25 protein-coding genes are annotated in these 23,513 nt (G+C 53.6%); 5 read left to right on the forward strand and 20 right to left on the reverse strand.

What is annotated here, in order from left to right; translation table 11 throughout:
• Together D3P07_RS00005 and D3P07_RS00015 are read left to right on the forward strand one after the other, a co-directional pair.
• A partial coding sequence (locus D3P07_RS00005; protein ID WP_147384454.1) for a DUF4183 domain-containing protein occupies positions 1 to 918 on the forward strand: 918 nt, incomplete at its 5' end.
• Between the two features lie 87 nt (positions 919 to 1,005).
• The gene (locus D3P07_RS00015; protein ID WP_119798062.1) at positions 1,006 to 1,290 is read left to right on the forward strand and encodes a DUF4183 domain-containing protein; all 285 of its coding nucleotides are present in this window, start codon (positions 1,006 to 1,008) and stop codon (positions 1,288 to 1,290) included.
• Between the two features lie 242 nt (positions 1,291 to 1,532).
• Here the strand turns inward: D3P07_RS00015 and D3P07_RS00020 are convergent, their stop codons facing one another.
• Entirely contained in the window at positions 1,533 to 2,924 is a 1,392-nt protein-coding gene (locus tag D3P07_RS00020; RefSeq protein ID WP_119798063.1) for a DUF2515 domain-containing protein, read from the reverse strand.
• A gap of 179 nt (positions 2,925 to 3,103) precedes the next feature.
• Here D3P07_RS00020 and D3P07_RS00025 point away from each other — a divergent pair, with 179 nt between their 5' ends.
• Complete coding sequence (locus D3P07_RS00025) at positions 3,104 to 3,799, forward strand: SOS response-associated peptidase (RefSeq protein ID WP_119798064.1); 696 nt, start codon at positions 3,104 to 3,106, stop codon at positions 3,797 to 3,799.
• 212 nt (positions 3,800 to 4,011) lie between these two features.
• On the opposite strand, the gene D3P07_RS00030 is transcribed toward D3P07_RS00025, so the two are convergent.
• The 3 genes from D3P07_RS00030 to D3P07_RS00040 form a co-directional block, all read right to left on the reverse strand.
• Positions 4,012 to 4,407 carry a MerR family DNA-binding protein gene (locus D3P07_RS00030; RefSeq protein WP_259391343.1) on the reverse strand — a complete coding sequence of 132 codons (396 nt, stop codon included), beginning with the start codon at positions 4,405 to 4,407 and terminating at the stop codon, positions 4,012 to 4,014.
• Between the two features lie 185 nt (positions 4,408 to 4,592).
• Positions 4,593 to 4,997, reverse strand: coding sequence for a CBS domain-containing protein (locus D3P07_RS00035; RefSeq protein WP_119798066.1), 405 nt, complete (start codon positions 4,995 to 4,997; stop codon positions 4,593 to 4,595).
• Positions 4,998 to 5,197: 200 nt separating this feature from the next.
• Entirely contained in the window at positions 5,198 to 6,427 is a 1,230-nt protein-coding gene (locus D3P07_RS00040) for an MFS transporter (protein WP_119798067.1), read from the reverse strand.
• Between the two features lie 267 nt (positions 6,428 to 6,694).
• On the opposite strand from D3P07_RS00040, the gene D3P07_RS00045 reads away from it, so the two are divergent.
• Positions 6,695 to 7,288: a TetR/AcrR family transcriptional regulator gene (locus D3P07_RS00045; RefSeq protein ID WP_119798068.1), complete on the forward strand. Its 594-nt coding sequence runs from the start codon at positions 6,695 to 6,697 to the stop codon at positions 7,286 to 7,288.
• Between the two features lie 357 nt (positions 7,289 to 7,645).
• Here D3P07_RS00045 and D3P07_RS00050 read toward each other — a convergent pair whose 3' ends face one another.
• The 7 genes from D3P07_RS00050 to D3P07_RS00080 form a co-directional block, all read right to left on the reverse strand.
• Positions 7,646 to 8,077 carry a DUF3841 domain-containing protein gene (locus D3P07_RS00050; RefSeq protein ID WP_119798069.1) on the reverse strand — a complete coding sequence of 144 codons (432 nt, stop codon included), beginning with the start codon at positions 8,075 to 8,077 and terminating at the stop codon, positions 7,646 to 7,648.
• A gap of 37 nt (positions 8,078 to 8,114) precedes the next feature.
• The gene (locus D3P07_RS00055; RefSeq protein ID WP_119798070.1) at positions 8,115 to 8,897 is read right to left on the reverse strand and encodes an SDR family NAD(P)-dependent oxidoreductase; all 783 of its coding nucleotides are present in this window, start codon (positions 8,895 to 8,897) and stop codon (positions 8,115 to 8,117) included.
• A 77-nt stretch (positions 8,898 to 8,974) separates the two neighbouring features.
• The gene (locus D3P07_RS00060; RefSeq protein WP_119798071.1) at positions 8,975 to 9,262 is read right to left on the reverse strand and encodes a stage VI sporulation protein F; all 288 of its coding nucleotides are present in this window, start codon (positions 9,260 to 9,262) and stop codon (positions 8,975 to 8,977) included.
• An 82-nt stretch (positions 9,263 to 9,344) separates the two neighbouring features.
• On the reverse strand, positions 9,345 to 11,399 hold the full coding sequence (gene recG / locus D3P07_RS00065; RefSeq protein ID WP_119798072.1) for an ATP-dependent DNA helicase RecG: 2,055 nt from the start codon (positions 11,397 to 11,399) through the stop codon (positions 9,345 to 9,347).
• 7 nt (positions 11,400 to 11,406) lie between these two features.
• A complete protein-coding gene (locus D3P07_RS00070; protein ID WP_119798073.1) occupies positions 11,407 to 12,261 on the reverse strand; it encodes a DegV family protein in 855 nt (284 codons plus the stop codon).
• 33 nt (positions 12,262 to 12,294) lie between these two features.
• Positions 12,295 to 14,025 carry a DAK2 domain-containing protein gene (locus D3P07_RS00075; protein ID WP_119798912.1) on the reverse strand — a complete coding sequence of 577 codons (1,731 nt, stop codon included), beginning with the start codon at positions 14,023 to 14,025 and terminating at the stop codon, positions 12,295 to 12,297.
• Between the two features lie 57 nt (positions 14,026 to 14,082).
• Positions 14,083 to 14,442, reverse strand: a complete 360-nt coding sequence (locus D3P07_RS00080) for an Asp23/Gls24 family envelope stress response protein (RefSeq protein ID WP_116043323.1) — start codon at positions 14,440 to 14,442, stop codon at positions 14,083 to 14,085.
• Positions 14,443 to 14,694: 252 nt separating this feature from the next.
• Between D3P07_RS00080 and rpmB the strand changes: the two genes are divergently transcribed.
• A complete protein-coding gene (gene rpmB / locus D3P07_RS00085) occupies positions 14,695 to 14,883 on the forward strand; it encodes a 50S ribosomal protein L28 (RefSeq protein ID WP_068683988.1) in 189 nt (62 codons plus the stop codon).
• Between the two features lie 95 nt (positions 14,884 to 14,978).
• On the opposite strand, the gene spoVM is transcribed toward rpmB, so the two are convergent.
• The 9 genes from spoVM to fmt all read right to left on the reverse strand — a co-directional run bounded on the left by spoVM (position 14,979) and on the right by fmt (position 23,512).
• Positions 14,979 to 15,059 (reverse strand): stage V sporulation protein SpoVM, encoded by an 81-nt coding sequence (spoVM, locus tag D3P07_RS00090; protein ID WP_010345573.1) that lies wholly within the window; start codon positions 15,057 to 15,059, stop codon positions 14,979 to 14,981.
• 130 nt (positions 15,060 to 15,189) lie between these two features.
• The gene (locus tag D3P07_RS00095; RefSeq protein WP_119798074.1) at positions 15,190 to 15,459 is read right to left on the reverse strand and encodes a hypothetical protein; all 270 of its coding nucleotides are present in this window, start codon (positions 15,457 to 15,459) and stop codon (positions 15,190 to 15,192) included.
• Positions 15,456 to 16,115, reverse strand: a complete 660-nt coding sequence (gene rpe, locus D3P07_RS00100) for a ribulose-phosphate 3-epimerase (RefSeq protein WP_119798075.1) — start codon at positions 16,113 to 16,115, stop codon at positions 15,456 to 15,458. The genes D3P07_RS00095 and rpe overlap by 4 nt, the downstream gene beginning before the upstream one ends.
• A 5-nt stretch (positions 16,116 to 16,120) precedes the next feature.
• On the reverse strand, positions 16,121 to 17,065 hold the full coding sequence (rsgA, locus tag D3P07_RS00105; RefSeq protein ID WP_119798076.1) for a ribosome small subunit-dependent GTPase A: 945 nt from the start codon (positions 17,063 to 17,065) through the stop codon (positions 16,121 to 16,123).
• Positions 17,040 to 19,133: a Stk1 family PASTA domain-containing Ser/Thr kinase gene (gene pknB / locus D3P07_RS00110; protein ID WP_119798077.1), complete on the reverse strand. Its 2,094-nt coding sequence runs from the start codon at positions 19,131 to 19,133 to the stop codon at positions 17,040 to 17,042. The genes rsgA and pknB overlap by 26 nt, the downstream gene beginning before the upstream one ends.
• Complete coding sequence (locus tag D3P07_RS00115) at positions 19,130 to 19,900, reverse strand: Stp1/IreP family PP2C-type Ser/Thr phosphatase (protein ID WP_119798078.1); 771 nt, start codon at positions 19,898 to 19,900, stop codon at positions 19,130 to 19,132. The genes pknB and D3P07_RS00115 overlap by 4 nt, the downstream gene beginning before the upstream one ends.
• 7 nt (positions 19,901 to 19,907) lie before the next feature.
• Positions 19,908 to 20,954 carry a dual-specificity RNA methyltransferase RlmN gene (gene rlmN, locus D3P07_RS00120; RefSeq protein WP_119798079.1) on the reverse strand — a complete coding sequence of 349 codons (1,047 nt, stop codon included), beginning with the start codon at positions 20,952 to 20,954 and terminating at the stop codon, positions 19,908 to 19,910.
• Positions 20,955 to 21,068: 114 nt separating this feature from the next.
• Positions 21,069 to 22,568: a 16S rRNA (cytosine(967)-C(5))-methyltransferase RsmB gene (gene rsmB, locus D3P07_RS00125; RefSeq protein WP_119798080.1), complete on the reverse strand. Its 1,500-nt coding sequence runs from the start codon at positions 22,566 to 22,568 to the stop codon at positions 21,069 to 21,071.
• Entirely contained in the window at positions 22,565 to 23,512 is a 948-nt protein-coding gene (gene fmt / locus D3P07_RS00130) for a methionyl-tRNA formyltransferase (protein WP_119798913.1), read from the reverse strand. Before fmt ends, rsmB begins: the two co-directional genes overlap by 4 nt.
• Position 23,513: the final 1 nt, after the last annotated feature.

Genomic DNA, 23,513 nt, shown 5'->3' on the forward strand with positions numbered 1-23,513 from the left:
GGCCCAACGGGTCCGACAGGGGCTGACGGTGCAACAGGTCCCACGGGTGCAACAGGCCCAACGGGCTCGACAGGTGTTGACGGTGCAACAGGTCCCACGGGGCCAACAGGTCTAACAGGAGCAGACGGTGCAACAGGTCCCACGGGGCCAACAGGAGCAGACGGTGCAACAGGCCCAACGGGCCCGACAGGGGCTGACGGTGCAACCGGCCCAACGGGTCCGACAGGGGCTGACGGTGCAACAGGTCCCACGGGGCCAACAGGTCCAACAGGCGCAGACGGTGCAACAGGTCCCACGGGGCCAACAGGAGCAGACGGTGCAACCGGCCCAACGGGACCGACAGGGGCTGACGGTGCAACCGGCCCAACGGGTCCGACAGGGGCTGATGGTGCAACCGGCCCAACGGGTCCGACAGGGGCTGACGGTGCAACAGGCCCAACGGGTCCGACAGGGGCTGACGGTGCAACCGGCCCAACGGGTCCGACAGGGGCTGACGGTGCAACCGGCCCAACGGGCCCGACAGGGGCTGACGGTGCAACAGGTGCCACGGGAGCTGATGGCGCAACAGGTGCTGACGGTACAACTGGACCAACTGGACCGACGGGCCCCCTCCCCGAAGTAACCATCGTACCTACGGTAAATAGGTATTTTTATATTCCTAGTTCAGATATTGATTTGTCTGCTCCTGTAGTTATCCCAGCTAATCTGTTCACAGACGATTCGGGAAATCCAATAAATCTATTTCCGGTCCTTGGAATGAATAGTTATAATAATCTTTTTATCAACGGGATTTTGCAAGAAGGCAACACATATAGTCTAAATCCAATTGCTTTGAATTTTAACCCGCAAGGCAGCATTATATATGCCGGCTCACCGATTATTCTAGAAATCGTGCAGTTCTTTGCTTTAATCTCGTAAAAATGATGCGATTCCATCAATAGATTCGCCCTAACTATTCTCAATTATTGACATAAAATAATGTACTGGAGAAGGGGGGTGAAAACTATGCCGATTACTAAACCATTTATGGCTGCAAGAAGATTTACTACCACAGTAGGAGCCGGAACAGGTACTGGCGCAACGTATAACATTCTTGCTACAGCTACCACCAATGACGCCGGTACTGCTGCAACCGCCTTTCCAACTGCCCCTGCATATTACAATCTGTTCATTAATGCACAGATCCAAACAGCTGACACTTCAACTGTCACCACTACTGCAATCACCATTCCAGATGGTGATACTCTCGATCCTGCGACTCCAATTGTAATTGAATTTGTTGTAAACTAATTTAATGATGGAAATACCGATAATCCTCAGTTCCCGGATTGTCGGTATTCTTCTTGAACTTGCCGTTACTGGTTTATAAGAAGGTAGCAGTGACGAAATGCTATAGACCGGAAATATGACCACTGCGGCGTACTTAGGTGACCGGGAACTGAAACGTAAATCCTTGACCATTGGAGTGGAGGCAGCGTGAAGCAAGCTAATAAGCGCAGCCGCGTTCCGTCTGGACCGCGGCTGCGTATGGTTCATGGCGTCGGCAATGCCCCATCCTTGCCGTTCCCGTCATCGGATATGGGCTTCTCGCCCCGCTGAACCGCCAGAACAGCAAGCTCCAGCTTGCTCAGCATCAGCCCGTATTCATTCGTGAGCTCGAAGTTGCGGGGCAGCGGAAGCTCGCGGAAGTAAGGAAGGACCTCCTCCATGCTTTGGAACCAGTCCCCCTGCTCCGCCGGCTCGAGGGGATGATCCTTCCAAGCCGCTTGCAGCGAAGGACTATAGATGCGCGAAGCGCCTTTCTTCAGCCGCCCGCCCAGCAGCTTCTCCTCATAGACGCGGCGAGGCGGCTCATGCCGCACATCCTCATACAACGAGGCGGCATAGTCGCTGCGCGAGCCGGAATGCTTCACTGCAGCCGCAAAGCATCGCGCCCCGTCGAAGACGCGGGGAACGCCGAAGAGCATCGCATAGAGGCGCTTCCCGAATTCAATCCGCTCATGAATATCGCGGAAGTCCTCCAGAATGAGTCCCGCAAGCTGGAGTCCGTCGCCATCCCCTCCATCGCAAGCCTCCTTCCCGCCGCCACTCCCGTAAGGGAAGAGTACGCCGTTCAGCTGCAGCAGCGACTGAAGGCCGAAGAACAACGTATGAAGCACTCGCTTCTCATAATAGTCGTTCCGTACGACGCGGCTCTCGATATAATGCTGTTCATTCACAATAAGAGCTGTTGTCAGCAAAGCAGAATCCTTTTCGCGCCAGAACAGCTTCCACACCGGAAGCATAAATTTCGATACGCCGAAGGCTGGCAGCAGATGGAACAGGCTGCGTCCCAAGACCCGGCTCCACTGATACAGAAGGAGCTGCGGATATGCATCCTGGAAGATGAGCGCGTTCGCGCGCTCCAGAAAGAGAAAGACGTCGCGCCGCTGCTCTTCCGTAAGCAGTCGAGGCAGCCATTCCCCTTGAAGGTCGGTCATATTCCATCCGCCGTTGCGGGATACGAGATGGGCCAGCAGCGCCCAGTGCAGCTCCGGGGTACGGAAGTACATATTGCGGTAGGCCTCCGTCCTCGTTACGTTGTTGCGGTTCGCCTCTGCCGTCTCCATCCGAATCCGCTCAATGAGCATCTGCTCATCGGCCGTCCAAGAAGTGCCATCAGCAGCGCCATGCCCTTTCTCCCCACTGGCAAGCCCCGATGCAAGCTGCTTCGTCCATGCTTCCTTCAGCCGGGCGACGGCAGCGGGCGATAGCGTCAGCGGCACCGCCGCTTCCAGCATGTCGCTGGATGCGCTCATCGCCTTCCACTTCCCCGTCGCATATGCCAGCGCTTCGCCGGGCAACGCCAGCAGATGCCCGAGCCAGCCGCCGAGACCCGCCCGCTCATCCCGGTCCTCGCTTCCGCGCTTCTTCTCCTCCTCCATCCACTGTCCTCCTTCCAAAAAAACCGCTCTTACCATTATCCGCGAATGAATGGCTCGTCATACCGAGCGGAATACATATACCGTACCGTATGCGCGAGAGCGACGGCTTGCTTCTCGCAAGCCCGGAATGAGAAAGTTATAATATAGGGGACAAGTTCCGATTTAAGGAGGAGACAGGCATGTGCGGTCGCTACACGGTAACCATTACGCTGGAGGAATTAATGGTAAGATACATGATCGAGGAGACGAACGTCCCATTCCATCGGCCGCAATACAATGTCGCCCCTGGCCAGCACGTGCTGGCGGTCATTAGCGACGGCAGCCGCAACCGGCTGGGCGAGCTGAAGTGGGGGTTCGTCCCGTCTTGGGCGGACGATCCGAAAGTGGGCTACACGATGATCAATGCGCGTGCCGAGACAGCCGCTACGAAGCCGGCGTTCAAGAGCGCTTTTCAGAAAAAAAGATGCCTCCTCCCCGCAGACAGCTTCTACGAATGGCAAACGACAATACGCGGCAAGCAGCCCATGCGCATCAGGCTCAAAACCGGATCCCTATTCAGCCTAGCCGGCTTGTACGAGACATGGACATCGCCAGAGGGCGAGCGGATCAGCACCTGTACCATTCTGACCACCACGCCGAATGAAATTGTTGCGCCTATTCACGACCGGATGCCCGTCATTCTGTCTCCTGAGCAGGAAGCAATCTGGCTGGATCGCGAGCAGCAGAACATCAATCTGCTCTCCTCGCTCCTGAAGCCCTATCCTTCAGACCAGCTTGAAGCTTACCCCGTCAGCCCCGCTGTGGGCAACGTACGCAACGACGAACCATCGCTGATCGAACAGCAGGAGCCTGGCAGACAGCTGGAGCTATGGTAATAAATACAAGCCGGAGCGCATGACCAATCATCGCCCCGGCTTGCTCTATTTCATGCTACTTTCAACATCATGTAACTCCCCTGCCAAGCTGCTTAAAGTCTTGACTCTCTCATGCGGATCTTGATTATCAAATAATAGCTGCTCCATAAACTCCCATATATCCTCCAGCTGACGTCTAATCCCTGCCACTGGCACTGTCATTAGCAAATATTTCAATTTTTACCCCCATCCCATTCATCCTTCCCCAAGCACTTTTGAATAACCGGACACTGCTCTTTGAAATGAGGCAGCTTTGGCAAAGGAAAATCAGTGACGGATTCCAATAAAGCTTTGAATTGCTGCAATTGAATGATTCGATCTTCAATTTCTTGAATTTTCGACAATGCAAAGCGATACATGTCCTCTGTCGAGATAAAATCGTCATTCTTATAAAGGGATAACACTTGTTTAATCTCTTCAAGCGTGAACCCAATTTCCTGCGCTCTTTCAATAAATTGGATGTCCTCCACTGCTGCATGTGTAAACATCCGGTAACCGTTCTTGCTGCGCGGCGGCTTCGAGAATTCGTTATGATAAACGCTGTACCTTGATACAAGGTCAACAACGATTTTATTAAACTAGATCGCTACGTGTGATCAAACCATTTGGCAGAGCATCAAGCCTTGTTTCAGTCGCGGCACTTGGCAATGATCTGCCCTCTTTAGGCCGATTGCTCAATCGACTTGATCATTGGAACAAAAAAATGCAGCTCGTATCCTTCAGGATGCGGGCTGCTTCTGCTTTGTTATACTGATCAATCGGTAATGGTACTCGTATAATATTCAATAATGTCTTTCCGGCGAATAATCCCGATAAAAACCTGTTGCTCGTCGATCACAGGAACAAAGTTCTGATCAGCAGCCAGCTCCAGCATGTCCTCGAAATCTGCTTCAATCGACACACATTCATTGTGCGTCCGGCATTTGATCTCATGAACCTTAATGCTGTCGAGATTATGAAATCCGAGACCTTCCGTATACTTCATTTTCCACAACAAGTCGCCTTCGGAAAGCGTGAACACGTACTTCCCATCCCTATCGATCACAGGAATAGCTGTATACTGCGTCTTTTCTAATATTTCAAGGGCCGTCTGCAGGTGGTCGGAAGAATGAATATAGGCCACTTTGTTTTTGGGAAATAAAAAATCGGATATTTGCATCGAACGCTGCTCCCTTCTGCCGAATCCCAACATCTTGAGTGTCGAAAGATAGATGTGTATGTATCTAGTTTAGCATACCCCGGCAGTCAATAAAAACCCTGTGCGGGAAATAAGCTAATCATCATACAAGTGACTTACAAACCCTAAACCTGGCCGGCCACCAAAGAGACGGAATGCATGATGAATTTCATCCTGCGAAGTTATCCACAGACATTATCTGTTTCTTTCATTTTCAAAAAGGAATCATAAGCCCATAGCAGCAGAGCAAGTCCGCTAACCGCTGCACCTAACCAGCAGACTCCCCTCCACCCTGCCCAGGCGTATACCCCGGTTGAAGCGATCGAGCCTGCTGCGCTGCCAATGGAATAGAAGATCATATAGGCCGCAGTTAATCGGCTTTGCGCCTCGGGACGAGCCCTGTAGATTAAGCTTTGATTCGTCACATGTACCGCTTGTACCGCCAGATCAAGCAGGATGACCCCTATTACAAGAAAACCGATAGAGCGGTATAGGAGCCCGATTGGCACCCAAGCGATTAACAGGATCGCCAACGAGATGCCGCTGACCCGTCGGGCATACCCGAGGTCTGCCAATCTGCCAGAGAAGGAGGCTGCGAGCGCCCCCGCTGCACCGGCCAGCCCAAAAGCGCCAATCGCGGTATGAGACAGAGACAATGGCGCGCTGCTCAATGGCAGCACCATAGCCGTCCACAATATACTGAAGGCCGCAAAAATGAGCATAGCCAATAGAGCGCGAATTCGCAGAATCGGCAGATCGCGGTACAGTTGAAATACGGATAGAACAATGCGGACATAACCGATCCCAGTACGTTTTGATTCTTGTTTTGGCAATAGCAGATACAGCGCTATACTGCCCAGCAAGGTAAGACTAGCCGAAAACAGATAGACGGAGCGCCACCCCAGCCAGTCGTTCAACGTACCTGCAACCGTTCGCGCCAGCAAGATACCGATAACAATACCGCTAGTGACTAGCCCGACGGTACGCCCCCGATCCGATGGAGCGCTGAATGCGGCAGCGGCGGCCACCATCGTCTGAGCGACTACAGCCAGCAAACCGACGATTGCGATTCCCGTGAACAGAACGGGAACGGATGACGATACGGCTACCGTCAATAAAGCTACAACAGATAATAGCATCTGGATCGCAATGAGCTTGCGTCGATTGAGCAGATCCCCCATTGGAACCAATAATAATAAGCCTGCCGCATAAAAAATTTGGGTGACCGTTACCACGATGCCGATCGAGGCTGGCGCAATCTGAAAATCATGCGCGATAGAATCAAGCAGCGGATGCGCATAATAAACATTAGCGACAGAAAGTCCGCTGCATACGGCCAATAAGAGAATAACGGGACGAGCCAATCCACCCTGAGTTGATGGGACACCCTGGACTTGATGAGAAGCATTCATACGGACTAACACCTTTCAAAGGAGAGTAGGCATTTCTTTTTGTACCAATCGGTACATTATATGATGTAGATTACGTCATCATTTAAGGCTATGTCAATAGGAATAACGTGAGCTTTGAAGATGAAACTGAACCAGCATACTGCCTATACCCCTATACTATTGGTCTCACACCCGTGATCACACGATCTATCGTTCATACAAACTTGACAGTTTGGTCGTCTGGATTTACGCTATAATCATACTGATTGATACAAAAAGGTGATTCTAATGGTGAGACAACGTGAATTTGATACAGAGAAGGCGCTCGATGCAGCGATGCATATTTTCTGGGAAAAGGGATTTGAAGCGTCCTCGCTCCGTGATTTGACTAGCGGGATGGGGATTCAGAGGCCTAGCCTATATGGTGCTTTTGGGGATAAGCAGGAGCTGTTCGAAGCGGCGTTGCGCCGGTACAACACGTGGCATGCCTCCCGGGTGAGGTCGCGGCTTCATGGCGGTACTTCCGTTAAGACCGCATTCCGGGAGTTATTCGAGCAAATTGGAATAGAGGAGAATAGGAAGTCCGATATTCATCGGGGCTGCTTTTGCATCAATACGATGGTCGAGCTTGCTCCGCATGATTCCAAATTTGCCGTTCTAACGCGCGAGCATCAAATGTATTTGGCCGCCATATTCAAGGAAGCCATCGAATACGGGCAGCAAAGGGGGGAGCTATCAGGCGAGCTTCATGCCGAGGCACTGGCGCAATCTCTGGTTGTATCCATGATCGGTCTGACGGTCATGGTCAAGTCAAAGCCGGATGATGCGTTCATTAAGCAAAGCATAGATATGACCTTATCCTTATTGGATGGAGGAAAGTAAAACGCGGTTATTTGTCACACGCCAAAAAGCCGTTCTTCGATCTCGCTATCGAAGAACGGTCGTTTGGCAGCGCGATTAAGTATAACTTGGCTTATAGATCCGATCCGTATCCATATCCAAGACGATGTCCGGCTTTAGCTCTGCAGTGTCTTCCATTCCGGTCATATTGCAGACTTCGCAAAACAGTCTAGCCAGCTCATGAACCGAAGCAGCATCGCTGCGGAACCGATTGTACAGACCCGATAGTTCCGCTAACGAACCGTCACCATCGGTTGTCAGATAAGTTTGGCCATAATACCCATCAATCTCGATAATCAGAAGAAAGCAACTCCTATTATCTGCTCAGAGCTAAGCGGGTTATCTCGCGGTAAACGCTGTCAGCAGCTTTATTTTCTCCATGCGGATCATTCCGGCAACGGCCTGGAGATCCTCTTTGCCGCTCCAGTATTCATACCGACGCAGCTCGACATAATCGAAGATTCTCTCCCATACGATATGCCAAGCCTGAAAATCAGAAATCAGTACTTCGTCCTCATCAAGCTGGACCTCCAGCAATACGCCTCTTTCACCCTTAGGCAATTTTCCATTGCATCGCAGATCAGGGCGCTTCGTCCATAACCATACCGGAAATCCGCCTTCATAGCGCGGAATCCGCTTTTTCATTTGACCCATCATCCATCCATAACTTTGCATGCAATCCGGCCATACACATTCAGGATTCCCCTTCAGAAATCCATTAGCTTGTGCTTGATTCCAACCCTCCACGGTTTGAATGGTCCAACATTTCATGATGGCCTATGCCCCTCAATCTTTCCGAACATCTCTTTTATAATACCGCCGACGCACCGCCGTCAATATTAACAGCCGTACCCGTCACATAGGACGCCGCTCCCGAGACGAGGAACGTGATTACTTTTGCGGCTTCCTGCGTCTGCCCAATTCGACCTAGCGGAATGTCATGGCGAGGGTCAGCCGCGAACTCATCCCATGTAAGATCCGGCGCCGAAGACTTCCACTTCTTCTCGATCTGATCGCTGCGGATCAGTCCAATACATACGGCGTTGACGCGGATATTGTCCGCTGCCAGATCCTTGCTCATCGCTTTCGTCAGAGCTAGTCCGGCTGCACGGCTGACAGAGGTCGGCAAAGATGATGCGGACGGCGCCTTTCCTTTGATCGCCGTCACATTCAGAATCGCCCCGCCTCCCTGGCGGCGCATATAGGGTATGGCGGCTTTCGCACTATTGACCGGACCAAGCAGCTTCAGATCTAGATCCGTGTCCCAGCTCTCCGAGTCCACTTCTTCGAACGGCTTCGCTGCGGACGTGCCTGCGTTATTGACCAGAATGTCGATAGCGCCAAAATGCTCAGCCGTACGCTCCACAGCTGCCCGCGCTTCCGCCTCTACGGAGATGTCCGCCGAGATAACCAGCGTCTTGGCTCCTGTCGCTTCTTTAATCCGCTCAGCCGCAGCTTGCAGCGACTCCAGATTACGCGCCACGATAGCAACCTTCGCGCCTTCCGCTGCCAGCGTCAGCGCCGTCTCCAGCCCGATGCCTTTGCTGCCGCCCGTTATTATCGCCACTTTATCCTTTAATCCGAGATCCATAACCACAACTCCTTATCCAACTCAAAAGTAGGTATGCCACCCTAATCATATCATAAAAAAAAGCTGACCCCTCAAGGTCAGCGGAACATGCCCCATAGCTTCAGCAAATGGAACGTATTATTGGGATCGATCTTCTGCGCAAGCACAAAATTAATGATCTGATCCTCCTGCGTATCCGATAGTTTCTCTTGCAATATGACAGCGGCTGATTTCACCAGCTTGCGTACTTTGACGCGGTCTTGCAAGTCGTATTTGGTGACATGCCCAAGCAGTTGTCTGATTCGGTCCTTCACGACAGGATTTTTCATCTTCAGCTTCACACGCTCGACTAGCTGCGGCTTAATGCCGTAATTCTGGTAGCTCACCGGCTGACGCACCTCCGCTTCCGCATTCCTTCTCCATAGTTCCACATGAACTAACTATATGCCGAAGGGGCGCAATAATTGCCTAGTCCAGCTGCTCGCCCTGAAATAATTGGTCCTGCCGGAGGATGCTCCATAGTCGCGAGAAGGACTCATTGCTCCAGAAGTCTTCCCGTTCCGTCAGCCTGCCCGCATCCTCGCGCGCAATCTCCAGCACCTCATAATCGGCCACCATATCCGCGACGCGGAATTCCGGCAGGCCGCTCTGCTTCGTACCGAAGAAGTCGCCGGGACCGCGCAGCTCCAGGTCGCGCCTTGCGACCTCGAAGCCGTCGGTCGTCTCTGTCAAGACCTTCATCCGCTCGCGCCCGTTCTCCGACTTCGGATCGGCGACAAGCACGCAATACGACTGGCGCTCGCCACGGCCGACCCGTCCGCGCAGCTGATGAAGCTGAGATAGTCCGAATCGCTCTGCATCCATAATAACCATCAGCGTCGCGTTCGGCACGTCGACGCCTACCTCTACGACTGTCGTCGCGACAAGCACCTGCGACTCGTTGGCGCCGAATTCCGACATGACCGCATCCTTCTCCGCAGCCGTCAGACGGCCATGCAGCAGACCGATCTTCAGGTCGGGGAAGGCTTGCTGGAGCTGGACATACTGATCAATCGCATTTTGCACATCCAGCTTTTCCGATTCTTCAATAAGCGGACAGATCACATACACCTGCCGCCCCGCAGCAACCTCCTTGCGAATAAACCCGAGCACCCGGTCCATGGAGCCATGCTTCACCCAATACGTCTTGATCGGCTTGCGTCCGCGCGGCATCTCCTTCAGCGTCGAGACATCCATATCGCCGTAAGCCGTAATGGCGAGTGTCCGCGGAATCGGCGTCGCCGTCATCGTCAACACATCGGGATTCATCCCCTTCTGCCTCAGAATACTGCGCTGATTCACGCCAAAACGGTGCTGCTCGTCCGTCACGACAAGTCCAAGGCTTCGGAAAAACACACCTTCCTGTATGAGCGCATGCGTGCCTACTACGACATCGATAAGTCCCATCTGCAAGCTTGCCAGCAGGTCTCTGCGCTTCCGCTCCGTCAAGCTGCCCGTTAACAAGCCTATCTGCAAGCCGAGGCCGTCATACAGACGCTGGAGCGACTTCGCATGCTGCTCTGCCAAGATCTCCGTCGGTACCATTAGCGCACCTTGATGCCCTGCCTTTACCGCGCCATATAGCGCAATCGCCGCCACGACCGTTTTGCCTGAGCCGACATCCCCTTGCAGCAGACGGTTCATGCTATAACCTCGGCGCATATCCGTCAAGATTTCGTTGACGACCTTCTTCTGCGCGTCCGTCAGCTCGAACGGCAGCGTCGCGGCGAAGGAGCGTATGGTCTCGCTCTCAATACGGAAGGCAATGCCGTCATTTCGGACTCGATTCAGCGAGCGATAAGCCTGCAATTTCAGCTGAAAGAGAAAAAGCTCCTCATAGACCATCCGTCTGCGGGCTTCCTGTCCCTTCCGGAAGTCGCCGGGCATATGCAGCAGTTTGAACGCTTCCGCGCGAGTCATCAGCCCGTGCTCCTCTACCAGCTCATACGGGAGCACTTCCTCCACCATCGGCCCATACTGCTCCAGTGCCGCCGCAATCATCTTCCGAATCCACGGCTGTGTAATGTTACCCCCAATGGAGTAGACGGGCTGAAGCGAGCCCGACTTCGAGCTTTTGGCACTGTCGGGGAATTCAGAATCCGATACCGTGATCTGCAGCCGGTGCTGCTCCCACTTGCCGGTCAGCATAATTTCACGGCCCGGCGTCAGCTGCTCCTTCAAGAAGTGGCGATTAAACCATACTGCGGTAACAAGCATTCCGGCTATCTCAATCTTGCAAGTGAGGCGGGACTTGCTTCTGCCGTAGCGCTGCAAGATGCCGTTGCCGCGAATAATGCCCAGCACGGTTGCTTTCTCCCCGTTTTTTACCTCTGTTAATTCACGAACACGGTAATCCTCATATCGAAATGGGAAGTACCCCAGCAGGTCGGCTATTGTGCGAACGCCAAAGGCGTGAAGCTCCCCTTCTTTCAGAGCGCTCACGCCTTTGAGTTGTCGAACTGAAATTTGATCCAGCTTCACCATGCCTCATTCACACCCTGTAGACGAATACGGCAGATGTACCCGGACCCGTATGTACGCCAATGACCGAGCCGACTGTCGTATAGCCGACCTGCTTCACATTGATCGCTTCTTTCACCCGATTGCCCAGCTCATCCGCTATTTCCTTATTATCCGTCTTCGCCAGAATGAGACCGACCGGCTCATCGCCGAACTTCTCCTTCAGCATCTCCGCAATACGCGCCATCGCTTTCTTGCTGCCGCGCACCTTATCCACAGAGTAGACGCCACCGTTCTCGTCGAGCGAGAGAATCGGCTTAATATTCAGGATTGAGCCGATCAGCGCCGAAGCTCTGCCGATACGGCCGCCCTTATGCAGGAATTCAAGACTGTCTACGAGGAAATAAATTTGAAGATCCTTCTGAATTCGCTCGATCTCTTCCAATATCCGTTCCTTGCTCTCTCCGGCTTGCGCCATCTCGGCCGCTCTTACCACCTGAAGACCGATACCGTACGATGCGGATTTGGAATCGACGACCGTCACATCGGCCTTCCGTTCCAGCATTGATTCCGCAATAAACGCGGATTGATAAGTGCCGCTTAGGATCGAAGCCAGATGAATCGAGATGATCGGCGAATCCGGGTCCTCGTCGAGCAACCGCTCATACAGCTCCGAGAATTCGGCCGGTGAAGGCTGAGAAGTCGTCGGCAGAATCGGCGAAGCCTTCAGCTTCTCATAGAACTCGTCGGCCTGGATGGTGATTGAGTCCGTATACGTTTCTTCCCCAAACAGCACCTTCAGCGGAACCATGGAAATACCGAGACGTTCACGAATCTCTGCCGGTATATCCGACGTGCTGTCTGCCACAATGCGTACTTTGCCCATCTAATCCCCTCCCAAACATCGATGATAGGTCACTTATTCTACAGCGAACAAATAAGGATAAAGCGGCTGTCCGCCGTGTTGAACCTCAATTTCAAGATCCGGGTATTGCTCCTCTGCCCACTCGCATATAGCGGAAGTCAGCTCGTCTGTCGACTCGTCTCCTGTCAATACCGTCAGCAGATCCCCGCCGTCTGCCAGCATGCTGCCCAGCAAGCCTTGGCAAGAAGCCAGCAAATCCGCATGGGAGACGACAATCGCTTTCTCCTTGATACCGATATAATCGCCTTCGCGAATCGTAACGCCATCGATGGAGGTATCACGTACCGCCTTCGTTACTTGTCCCGAGATTACGCCTTCCGCCGCACTCTTCATCCATGCGCCGTTGCGCTCCGGCGTCTCATCCTCCTTGAACGCCAGCACAGCTGCAAGGCCTTGCGGAATCGTGCGTGTAGGAATGACCGTAATATTGCGATCGCTCAGCTCTGCCGCTTGCTCAGCCGCCAGAATGATGTTGCCGTTGTTCGGAAGCAGGAAGATATGCTCAGCCGACAAGGCGTCGATTGCCATCAGGAAGTCCTCTGTGCTTGGGTTCATCGTCTGTCCGCCCGACAGCACTGTATCCACATCGCTGCCGAGGAACAGATCGGCGATGCCGTCGCCCATCGCTACAGCAATGATGCCATACGGCGCCTGCTCGAATACTTGGCCCGGCGACACTCCTGTCAGCGCTTGTCCTGCCAGCAGCTCGGCGGAGGACAGATCGGCGACCGAAGCGCCGGTGTCATGCTCCACGATATCGCGATGCTGCTCGCGCATATTCAGGATGTGGATATCCGTCAGCTCGCCGTACGGCAAAGACGCATTAAGCACATCGCCCGGCTTGCGGGAGTGGACATGCACCTTGATAATGTCGTCATCGGTAATGACGAGAATGGAGTCTCCGTCTCTCTCCAATATCTTTTTGTAAGCGGATTCATCAAAAAACATCGCAGTGGATCCAGAGCGTGTACGATTAATAAAAAATTCCATGTCATATAAGAACTCGATATCTTCCGTAGACAACAGGGCTTGTGCTGAGCTAGGCTCGCCTCTGCGCTCCGCTTTCGCTGCGGACGGTACAGCCACCTCTTCTGGCAAGGCTGCCTCGGACGGCAATTGGAACAGCTCCTGGTAGCCGCCGGATTCGCTCTCGGTCAGACTGCGTACGAAGCCTTCATAGATGTATACGAGCCCTTGTCCCCCGGAATCGACAACGCCAACCTGCTTCAGCACCGGCAGTTGGTCCGGCGTGCGTTGCAGCGCTTCATGCGCCTTCCGATGGACTTCAACCATCAGATCGGTCACATCTGTTGCCCGTCTAGCATATTGAACGGCATGCTTGGCCGCTTCTCTTGCAACGGTCAGAATCGTCCCTTCAACAGGCTTGACTACAGCCTTGTACGCCATATCGACGCCATGCTGGAACGCTGCAGCTACCTCCACTGCCGACGCTTCGCCGAGCGTCGAAAGCGATTTCGAAAAACCGCGGAACAACTGCGACAAAATAACGCCTGAGTTGCCTCGCGCGCCCATAAGCAGGCCTTTGGACAATGCTTCCGCTGCTTTGCCCACATGCTCGGACGGCTTGCTGCGAAGCTCTCTGATGCCGGAGCTCATCGTCAAATTCATGTTCGTGCCAGTATCGCCGTCCGGCACCGGGAACACGTTAAGTGCATTTACGCGTTCCGCGTTGTGCTGCAACAGCTCTGCCCCCAGCAACGCCATAGCGGCAAAATCCGATCCGTTAATCGAGCGCTTACCCAATGAAAATTCCCCTTCCTGCTACCTGGATACCCTTACGTCTTGTACAAATATATGGACTTCATCCACCTGCAAGCCAATCACGCTATTGAGCACATAGGTTACTTTGGATTGAATGTTATGCGCCACTTCGGAAATCTTCGTTCCGTAGCTTACAATGATGTGGAGGTCAATATGCAGCTTGTCATGCTCGCGCCGAACCTCTACGCCGCGGGACATGTTCTCCCTGCCTAGCAGCTCTGCAATGCCGTCTTTCAAGCCTTTGCGAGAAGCCATGCCGACAAGTCCATAACAATCCATGGCTGCGGAGCCAGCCAGAACGGCGATGCAATGGTCTGTTACATGAATAGCGCCTAATTCCGTATTCAGTTGCAATGTCATGGCAATACACTCCCTTGCTGTATATTATGGACTATGTACCATTGTACTATAAACATGTCCGTTATTGAAGTCTGTACATGAAAAATGACGAACAATCCATAGAATTGGGTTGAATAGGCGCTATGTTTATGATACGATATTCGAGTGTGTTCAATGATACAGGTGTATCTGAAACGAACGTTGGAATCCAATTTCTAAAACTAACGCTAATGCAGCGAAGTTTGCTTCACAAATTTTGAAGGAGGTGTAGTCATGTCCCGCAAATGTTATCTGACTGGCAAATCGCCGCGTCAAGGCAATAACGTATCCCACGCTAACAACAAAACACGTCGTTCTTGGGGCGTTAACGTGCAAAAGGTTCGCATCCTCGTTGATGGCAAGCCGAAGCGCGTATACGTGAGCGCTCGCGCTCTGAAATCCGGTAAAGTAACTCGCGTATAAGAATGGCTAGCGCCATAGACAAAAGCACCTGAATCTCAGGTGCTTTTATTTTTTTCCTGCCACCCTGGCCTATTCCGTGGGCGTCGGCGTCGGGATCAATTTTTTTGGAACGTGTTCAAAATCGCTTTAACAAACCCGCCCAGAAACTTCGGCAGCTTGATCGTATAAAATTTCATGCCTTCATCCCTCCTCAGACACGCTCATGAAATGGTTCCGTGACACATCCTGCGCTCATGTAACCATCCTATGCGAAGGATCATTGTCCTATTCCATTGCAAGCGCTCTAAGGGCGGGGATTATGAAGTCCTATTGAAAAAGCTCGGGGTTCTGCTGCTGGAACGTATAAACGACAAAGCTGAGAATCGTAATAAAGGTAAAGACCAGCGCCAGCACGATATAGAGTACGCGCATGCCAACTGTCTCGAACCGGCGAAAATATCGAATGCCGATATAAAGAGCAAGCAGTGAAAACAAAAATTTCACAAAGCCTTCAATCTGCGTGAACAGAGCCATACAGATGCCTGTCAGCAGCGAATAAAACATAACGACAAGACTGGTCTTTACGGTCTCGTTCATGCCTGTCCCCCTTGCCTCAGCGCTGCTATGGCAGCCGCACGGTCCACTTCTCCGAACACGGCGTTGCCCGCTACCAGCACCTCGGCGCCTGCTTCAACAATCGCTCCAGCCGTCTGGCGGTTGACGCCGCCGTCTACTTGCAGATGAACGCCTTGCAAGCCGCGTTCCTGAATCATTTCCCGAACTTGACGAAGCTTTACCAGCGAATAAGGTATAAACGATTGCCCTCCGAAGCCTGGATTGACCGTCATAATAAGAACCAGGTCCAGATCATGTATAATCGGCTCCAGCACAGAAACTGGCGTAGCAGGGTTGATCGCGACTCCCGCAGGCAAGCCCTTCTCCTTAATCGCATGGATCGTCCGATGAAGATGGACGCATGCCTCCGCATGAACCGTAATACGGTCAGCACCAGCTGCGATATAATCGGCCAGAGACAGCTCCGGACGCTCAATCATCAGATGAACGTCGAAGGGTAATGTTGTTACCGAACGAACTGCTCCGATAACAGGCGGGCCGAAGGTCAGGTTAGGTACGAAGTGGCCATCCATCACGTCAACGTGAATCCAGTCCGCGCCGGCCTTTTCCACTGCCTGAATTTCCTCGCCCAGCCGCGAAAAATCCGCTGATAGTATAGAAGGGGCGATAATGGTCATAGTTGTCAGTACCTCCGTTTCATCTCTTTCATCTCTGTCAGGAACAGAACGTAATGATCGTATCGGCTTTGCTCGATTTCGCCCGCCTCCAAAGCAGCGAGCACGGCGCAGCCCGGCTCATGGACATGCGTGCAGCCTCGGAACTTGCAATCCGGCGACAGCTCTCGCATCTCGATGAAGCAATAGCTTAAATCATCAATGCCAAGCTCGCCGAAGTCCAACTGGCTGAAGCCTGGCGTATCTGCTACATATCCGCCTGCCACGTTGATAAGCTCGACATGTCTGGTCGTATGCTTACCACGTCCCAAGCGGTTGCTGATTTCGTTCGTCTCCAGCGTCAGACCAGGCACGAGGGCGTTGAGGAGCGAGGACTTGCCGACGCCCGACTGTCCAGCGAATACGGCGAGATGGCCTCTCAGCCGTTCCTTCAGCTCCTGAATACCGGCTCCTTTGCGGGAGCTTGTCCCGTATACCTCGTAGCCGAGCTTGCGGTAGATGCGGTTGACGGCAGAAGCGGCCGAAGCCGCTTCCTCCGCAAAGCCGCCTTCCGTCTCCAAATCCTGCTTGCTTAAGCAGAGGACGGCTGGAATGCCCGCATGTTCAATATGCACAAGAAACTTGTCCAGCAGCTGCAAGTTCAAGACAGGCTCCGTTACAGAGAAAACAAGAATAGCCAGGTCGATATTGGCGACCGGGGGACGGATTAGCTCCGAGGAACGGGGAAGCAGCTCCTCTACTGTTCCTTCCCCGTTCTCCGTCAAGCTGAAACGCACTTCGTCGCCTACAAGCGGCGTCAGCCCCCGCTTCTTGAATACACCCCGCGCCCGGCATTGCACAGTCTGAGAATCAGGGGAATCCCCTTCAGCCCTGACGTAGTAATAGCCGCTAAGCGCCTTGACGATTCTGCCCGAGGCCTGCTCTGTCTTAATGCTCTCCTTCGCTTTCGCCATTGAATTCGTCTACCTCCGCATTTGCCGGTTCCTCAGGATTGTTGGTTTCAACAGGAGGCGGAGTAGCGCCCGGGATATTCAGCCCCGGCGATCCTTCCAGCTGATTGTAATTGATATTGACAGCATCTACGAAATGTCCGTCACGGTATACCGTTACCGTAGCGACCGTATCCGGCGACAGCACCAAGGATACCGGAATCGTAACCGTTCCGTTAATAGAACGCGTCTCGCCCTTCACATCTCCGCGAGCATCCGAATAGTCGATTCTGATTTCGCTCGGCTTATCCAAGCTGGCCGGCGAGATCGTGACATTATAGGACCCGCTCTTGGAATCCGACGGAATGCCTGAGCTTACAGTTAACCTTATCGAGGTGCCCTTCGGTATTTTATCCGACGGATCGGCATTGTCTACGCTAATAATATGATCCTTTGCATGAATATAGCTTGGGATATATGAGATATCGTCTTCATTCAACACCAGCTCCATCGACTTCAGCCATTGCCGTGCGGCCGAAAGCTTGTAATCGATCAGATCTATCATCTCGACCGTCTCGGGGCCGATGCTGACTGTGAATGAAATTTCCGCCTTTTCCGGATCGAATTGCTCTCCGTTAGCAGGCGTCTGCTCCAGGATCGTATCGGCAGCTTCCTCGCTGTTCTGTTCCTTGATTCGGATGCGGTCATCCGTGACACCTAGTGCATTTAATTCCTCTTTGACGATCTTGATCGACTGGCCGACGTAATTTCTTAACGTCGACAGCTCCGGACCGTCGCTGACGGTCAATGCGATGGATGTACCCGCCTTGACCCTCATCGCTCTCTTGCTTTGCTCCATAACCTCGTCCTTCGGCACATCCCGGCTAGGCTCCCTTGATACCGGGTCTTCCACGCGCAGGCCCTTTTCCTGAAGCTTGACTCTAGCAACCTCCAACGTATCACCGACCACATAAGGCACTTCGACTTCTTCCGTATCGAATTTATCAAGCACCCACATAAAGCCAATGATAATAAGCGCCAGCAGGGCCAAGGTGACGCCGACGACAATAAGCGGCTTTTTCCACCCTTTTCCTTTACGCTCGCCTTCTTCCTGCCAATTCACACTCGTATCTGTTGCGCTTGGCTTCGGTTCCTTGCGATCGTTATAAGAATGATTAGTCACAGACAGCTCGCCCCCTCGAATAGCCGGCATGACGCGCGTCTCCTCCATGTCGCTGAAATGAGAGAACGTAGCTTTCGGCTCATTCAGGCGATCCGGCCGCAGACAGGTATCCAGATCAAGCAGCATTTCGTGAGCGGAATTGTACCGCTCGCTCGGATTTTTGCGCATGGCCTTCAAAATCACGTTTTCCACACTTTGCGGAATATGAGGATTGACTTCACGCGGATCCTCGAACGTCTCCTGCAGATGCTTCAGCGCTACGCTGATCGGACTTTCGCCCAGAAACGGCAGCTTGCCCGTCAGCATCTGGTACAAGACGATCCCTAGCGAATACAGGTCGGACTTCTCTCCCGTATTGATGCCTTTCGCGTGCTCAGGAGAAAAATAGTGAACAGATCCGACCACAGAGCCTGTCTGAGTAATCGTCGTAGAGGTGACCGCTCGGGCAATGCCGAAGTCGGTTACCTTCACCCGTCCGTTGTTGCCAATAAGTATGTTATGAGGCTTAATATCACGATGTATAATATGATTCTGATGCGCATGATCCAGCGCATCGCAGATTTGAACGGCGACTCTGACAGCCTCTTCAGCCTGCAGCGGCGCCCTCTCCTGAATGATTTCGTTCAGGTTGCTGCCTTCCACGTATTCCATCACAATGTAGTGCGTATCTTCCTCTTGCCCGACATCATAGATACTAACGACATTGGGATGGGACAGGGCAGCTGCAGATTGTGCTTCCCTGCGGAATCGGCGAATGAACTCTTCGTCATTCACGAATTGCTGGCGCAGCACCTTGACGGCGACATTCCGGTTAAGCAAGACATCGTGGGCCTTGTATACAAGGGCCATTCCGCCGCCGCCGATTCTCGTTAATATCTCATAACGGCCGCCTAAATCATGTCCGATCATAGTGAGCCCTCCTCCCGCTTAGCACCGGCAGCTTCCTGCAGGAGCACGACTGTCACATTGTCGTCCCCACCTGCTTCGAGCGCCAGCCCTATGAGATGATCCGCCTTGCCTTCGAGCCCTTTCTCCTCGCTGGCAACAACAGCATGCATCTCTTGTTCGCTAACCATATTGGTCAGCCCGTCGCTGCATAACAGCAGCACGTCCTCCGGAGACCATGCCAGCGATTGGACGTCGATCTCTACCTGCGGATCGGTCCCGATGGCCCGGGTCAGCACGTTGCGACGCGGGTGATTGGCGGCTTCTTCATCCGTAAGCTGGCCGGACTTCACCAGCTCATTAACCAAAGAATGATCCATCGTAAGCAACTGAATCGCATCCTTGGTCACCTTGTAGGCCCTGCTGTCGCCAACATGTCCGATAATGGCGTTGTTGGCATGCACCAGTGCAGCTACAATGGTCGTGCCCATATTATGATATTGTTCATTGCTGGCCGCCATGGCATAGATCGTCTCGTTCGCCTCGCTTATCGCTTGACGGATCAGCATCTTCCCTTCCTGCTCCGTTAAGTCAGGCTTCGCGGCATGCTGCTCCAGCACGCTGCGAAAAGCGCCAACCGCCATTTCGCTGGCGACATCGCCGGCCTGATGGCCGCCCATGCCGTCAGCGACGATAGCGAGCGTTACGCCGTTATCCAGTTGACCAACCCATGACTGGTCTTCGTTGACATGCCTGACTCGTCCGACATTACTGCGGTTTGCCGTTAACAATGGTTCATCACCTCGTCGTGGACTCCATATGTTTCGCTCTCAATTGGCCGCAAGCGGCAGCGATATCATGGCCTTGCTCCCTGCGAATCGTCACGTTGATCTTGTTGCGCTCAAGTACACGCTGGAATTCGAAGATATCCTCGCGCGGCGTTCGAACGTAATTGCGCTCCGGCACATGGTTGACTGGAATCAGGTTGACATGGCACAACATGTCCTTCAGCACATCAGCCAGCTCTTGCGCATGCTCGGCTTGATCATTGACTCCGCCGATCAGCGCGTACTCGAACGTGATTCTTCTGCCCGTCTTGGCAATATAGTAGTGGCAAGCCTCGATGACATCTTCGAACGGGAATCTTCTGTTGACCGGCATGAGCTTGGACCGCAGCTTGTCATTCGGCGCATGGATCGACAACGCCAGGTTGATCTGCGTATTCTCATCGGCGAATTTGTACATGCTTGGCACGATGCCGCTCGTCGATACCGTAATATGGCGCTGGCCGATGTTCAGCCCCTTCTCGTGAATCATGTTCCGAAGGAATGTCATCGTGGCGTCGTAATTCTCAAACGGCTCGCCCGAGCCCATGATGACGATGCTCGATACCCGCTCGCCGGTCGCATCCAGCATCTGCTGGGCAGTCACGACTTGAGCGACAATTTCGCCAGCGGTCAGATTGCGTTTCAACCCGCCAAGCGTAGAAGCGCAGAACGTGCAGCCAATCCGGCAGCCGACCTGTGTCGTTACACAAACGCTGTTGCCGTAATTGTGCCGCATAATGACCGTCTCGATCGCATGATTGTCATGCAAGCCAAACAGGAATTTTACGGTTCCGTCTTTGGATTCGAATTTTGTAATTTCCGTAAGCGTGACGAATTGGAAATGCTCGTCTAGCTTCTCTCGAAGCGGCTTGGGCAGATTGGTCATCTCCTCAAAGCTCTTCACCCGCTTGACATAGATCCAGTCGAACAGCTGGTCCCCGCGGAAAGCAGGCTCGCCGTTCTCCTTCATCCAATCTCTCAATCCGTCCAGCGTATAATCATAAATAATCGGTTTCATCTCATCACACCTGTATTTTATTGTAGAACGGCCTCATCTATGACTACTCAAGCTTCTTGAGGGCCGTTGTCGATTTATTCTACCACAAACGCCCAACCTCAGCCAGAAGCCGCGTCAGTGTGCCTTCACCATGCGCGCAATATAGAACCCATCGCTGCCAAAATGCTGTGGAAGCAGCTGCAACTGACCGTCAAAATCATCTCCGATCACACCCGCATCCCGCAGATTGGACAGTATGGCATCCGGCCAGTCCGCATCCAATCTGAATTCGGGATGCTCCTTCAGAAAACCTTCAATCTGGCGCTCGTTCTCCTCTTTCTCCATCGTGCATGTGCTATAAACCAGCGTTCCTCCAGGACGGACCAACCCGCTTACGCGATGCAGAAGCTGGCGCTGCAGCGCGGCAATCTCCGAGATATCGCCTTCCGTCTTTGTCCACTTGATCTCGGGCTTTCTCCGGATAACGCCGAAGCCAGAACAAGGCGCATCCAGCAAGACAGCGTCCATCGACTCTGCGGCGAACCGCTCGGACAACGCCATCGCATCGCCGACGACCGCTTCCACGTTGCGCAGCTTCAGCCGCTCGGTCTGCGTCGTGATCAGCTCCCGCTTATGTGCATGAAGATCGTTCGCCCACACCTTGCCTTTGCCATCCATAAGCTCAGCCATATGCGAGCTCTTGCCTCCAGGCGCAGCGCAGCAATCCAGCACCTTCATTCCCGCCTTAGGGGCGACGACCTCTGCGACGAGCATGGAGCTTTCATCCTGCAAGGACCATAAGCCTTGCCGGAAACTATCCGTATCGGCCAGGTTGCCCCCGCCTGAGACCACAATGCCCGAAGGTGCGATGGCGGAAGGCTCCGCATGTAAGCCGCTGTCCTGAAGCTGCCGCAGCCGTTCTTCCCGGTCAGCAAGCAGCGTATTCACCCGAATGCTGGCATGCGGCTGCTCGTTGCCCGCTGCGCATATCGCTTCGGCTGTCTCGGCGCCGTATGCCGCCACCCATCTCGCCACAAGCCATTCCGGATAAGAATGTCTAAGCGCGATAGTCGCCACCGGCGTCTTCTCCTGAATGGCGGACAAGACCAGCTCACCGCGGCTCCGATCCATGCTGCGCAATACGCCGTTCACCATGCCGGATATCCCTGTATGCCCTCTTCGTTTGGCGATAGCCACCGCTTCATTCACGGCTGCATGCGTCGGAATTCGATCCAGGAACAGCAATTGGTAGGCGCTCATCCTCAACAGCTGATGCACCCACTTGTCCAGCTTGTGAAGGCCTTTGGACACGAACTTCGACAGCCAGTGATCCAGCGTTGCCTGCCGGCTGATCGTGCCGTACACCAGCTCTGTCGCAAGGCCCGCGTCCTGCCTCGACAGGCCGGATTCCTGCAGCGACCGGTTCAACTGAATATTGCTGTATGCACCGGATTCCGCCACCTTCACCAAGATGTTGAGCGCCAGCTCTCTAGGCGTTACAGCTTTGCGCTTCGGTGCGTCTGTCTTCGGCTGATTTCCATTCCACCCTCCATTGCGTGGGCGTCTGCCGTGTGGCGTTCTGCTTGGAGCCTGTCCGCCTTTGCCTGCCGGACGTCCATTATCGCCGCCGCTCATAGCTCCTCACCTTCGCCGAATCTGGTGCCCGGTTCAATCCGCGCTCCCTTGATCCACTCCGATACAGCCATGACTCGTTTGCCTGCAGGCTGAATCTCCTTCAGCCGCAGTCTGCCTTCACCCGTCTGTACGACAATGCCCTCCGCATCGGCAGCTATGATCTCGCCCGGCTCCGCATTCCCGCTCCGTTCCTGCAAGGCTTCGCATGCGCGAACCTTGAACACTTCACCGTTCAAGTATGTAAAGGCTCCCGCCATCGGCGACAAACCTCTAACCTGATTAAACAGCGCTCTTGCCGGCTTGCTCCAATCAAGCCGCTCATCCTCGCGGCTCAAGTTCGGGGCGTATGTAGCGTCTGCTTCTACTTGCGGCACAGCCTTCGCCGAACCGTCCATAATAGACGGCAGCGTCTCTCCAAGCAGCTTAGCGCCAGCTGCGCTCAGCTTCTCGAACATCGTGCCCGACGTATCCTCGTCCAGAATTGGAAGCGCGACTCTGCTGATCATATCGCCCGTATCCAGTCCTTCCGCCATATACATAATCGTCACGCCCGTCTCAGGCTCCCCGTTCATAATCGAGCGCTGGATCGGCGCTCCACCCCGGTACTTCGGCAGCAATGAGCCATGCACATTGATGCAGCCGAGCCGCGGCAGCTCCAGTACAGCTTTCGGCAGAATCTGTCCGTATGCGGCCGTCACGATCAAATCCGGCTTATATTCCGCCAATGCGGCAACAGCCTCCGGATTCCTCATCCGTTCAGGCTGCAATACGGGTATACCAAATGACAACGCCGCTTCCTTGACAGGGGGCGGCGTCAACGTTTTTTTTCGGCCCTTCGGCCGATCCGGTTGCGTTACGACAGCGACCACTTCATAGCCGCCTGAAATCAGCAATTGCAAGGAAGGGACGGCGAAATCCGGCGTCCCCATAAATACGATACGCATC

The organism is Paenibacillus sp. 1011MAR3C5 (genome assembly GCF_003591485.1).
Taxonomy (GTDB): Bacteria; Bacillota; Bacilli; order Paenibacillales; family Paenibacillaceae; genus Pristimantibacillus.

Excerpts from the sequence above, each read along its gene's own strand:
- D3P07_RS00015 (WP_119798062.1), top strand. The coding sequence starts at position 1,006 with ATGCCGATTACTAAACCATTTATGGCTGCAAGAAGATTTACTACCACA.
- D3P07_RS00020 (WP_119798063.1), bottom strand. The coding sequence starts at position 2,924 with ATGGAGGAGGAGAAGAAGCGCGGAAGCGAGGACCGGGATGAGCGGGCG.
- D3P07_RS00025 (WP_119798064.1), top strand. The coding sequence starts at position 3,104 with ATGTGCGGTCGCTACACGGTAACCATTACGCTGGAGGAATTAATGGTA.
- D3P07_RS00035 (WP_119798066.1), bottom strand. The coding sequence starts at position 4,997 with ATGCAAATATCCGATTTTTTATTTCCCAAAAACAAAGTGGCCTATATT.
- D3P07_RS00040 (WP_119798067.1), bottom strand. The coding sequence starts at position 6,427 with ATGAATGCTTCTCATCAAGTCCAGGGTGTCCCATCAACTCAGGGTGGA.
- D3P07_RS00045 (WP_119798068.1), top strand. The coding sequence starts at position 6,695 with ATGGTGAGACAACGTGAATTTGATACAGAGAAGGCGCTCGATGCAGCG.
- D3P07_RS00050 (WP_119798069.1), bottom strand. The coding sequence starts at position 8,077 with ATGAAATGTTGGACCATTCAAACCGTGGAGGGTTGGAATCAAGCACAA.
- D3P07_RS00055 (WP_119798070.1), bottom strand. The coding sequence starts at position 8,897 with ATGGATCTCGGATTAAAGGATAAAGTGGCGATAATAACGGGCGGCAGC.
- recG (WP_119798072.1), bottom strand. The coding sequence starts at position 11,399 with ATGGTGAAGCTGGATCAAATTTCAGTTCGACAACTCAAAGGCGTGAGC.
- D3P07_RS00070 (WP_119798073.1), bottom strand. The coding sequence starts at position 12,261 with ATGGGCAAAGTACGCATTGTGGCAGACAGCACGTCGGATATACCGGCA.
- D3P07_RS00075 (WP_119798912.1), bottom strand. The coding sequence starts at position 14,025 with ATGGCGTTGCTGGGGGCAGAGCTGTTGCAGCACAACGCGGAACGCGTA.
- D3P07_RS00080 (WP_116043323.1), bottom strand. The coding sequence starts at position 14,442 with ATGACATTGCAACTGAATACGGAATTAGGCGCTATTCATGTAACAGAC.
- rpmB (WP_068683988.1), top strand. The coding sequence starts at position 14,695 with ATGTCCCGCAAATGTTATCTGACTGGCAAATCGCCGCGTCAAGGCAAT.
- spoVM (WP_010345573.1), bottom strand. The coding sequence starts at position 15,059 with ATGAAATTTTATACGATCAAGCTGCCGAAGTTTCTGGGCGGGTTTGTT.
- D3P07_RS00095 (WP_119798074.1), bottom strand. The coding sequence starts at position 15,459 with ATGAACGAGACCGTAAAGACCAGTCTTGTCGTTATGTTTTATTCGCTG.
- rpe (WP_119798075.1), bottom strand. The coding sequence starts at position 16,115 with ATGACCATTATCGCCCCTTCTATACTATCAGCGGATTTTTCGCGGCTG.
- rsgA (WP_119798076.1), bottom strand. The coding sequence starts at position 17,065 with ATGGCGAAAGCGAAGGAGAGCATTAAGACAGAGCAGGCCTCGGGCAGA.
- pknB (WP_119798077.1), bottom strand. The coding sequence starts at position 19,133 with ATGATCGGACATGATTTAGGCGGCCGTTATGAGATATTAACGAGAATC.
- rlmN (WP_119798079.1), bottom strand. The coding sequence starts at position 20,954 with ATGAAACCGATTATTTATGATTATACGCTGGACGGATTGAGAGATTGG.
- rsmB (WP_119798080.1), bottom strand. The coding sequence starts at position 22,568 with ATGAGCGGCGGCGATAATGGACGTCCGGCAGGCAAAGGCGGACAGGCT.
- fmt (WP_119798913.1), bottom strand. The coding sequence starts at position 23,512 with ATGCGTATCGTATTTATGGGGACGCCGGATTTCGCCGTCCCTTCCTTG.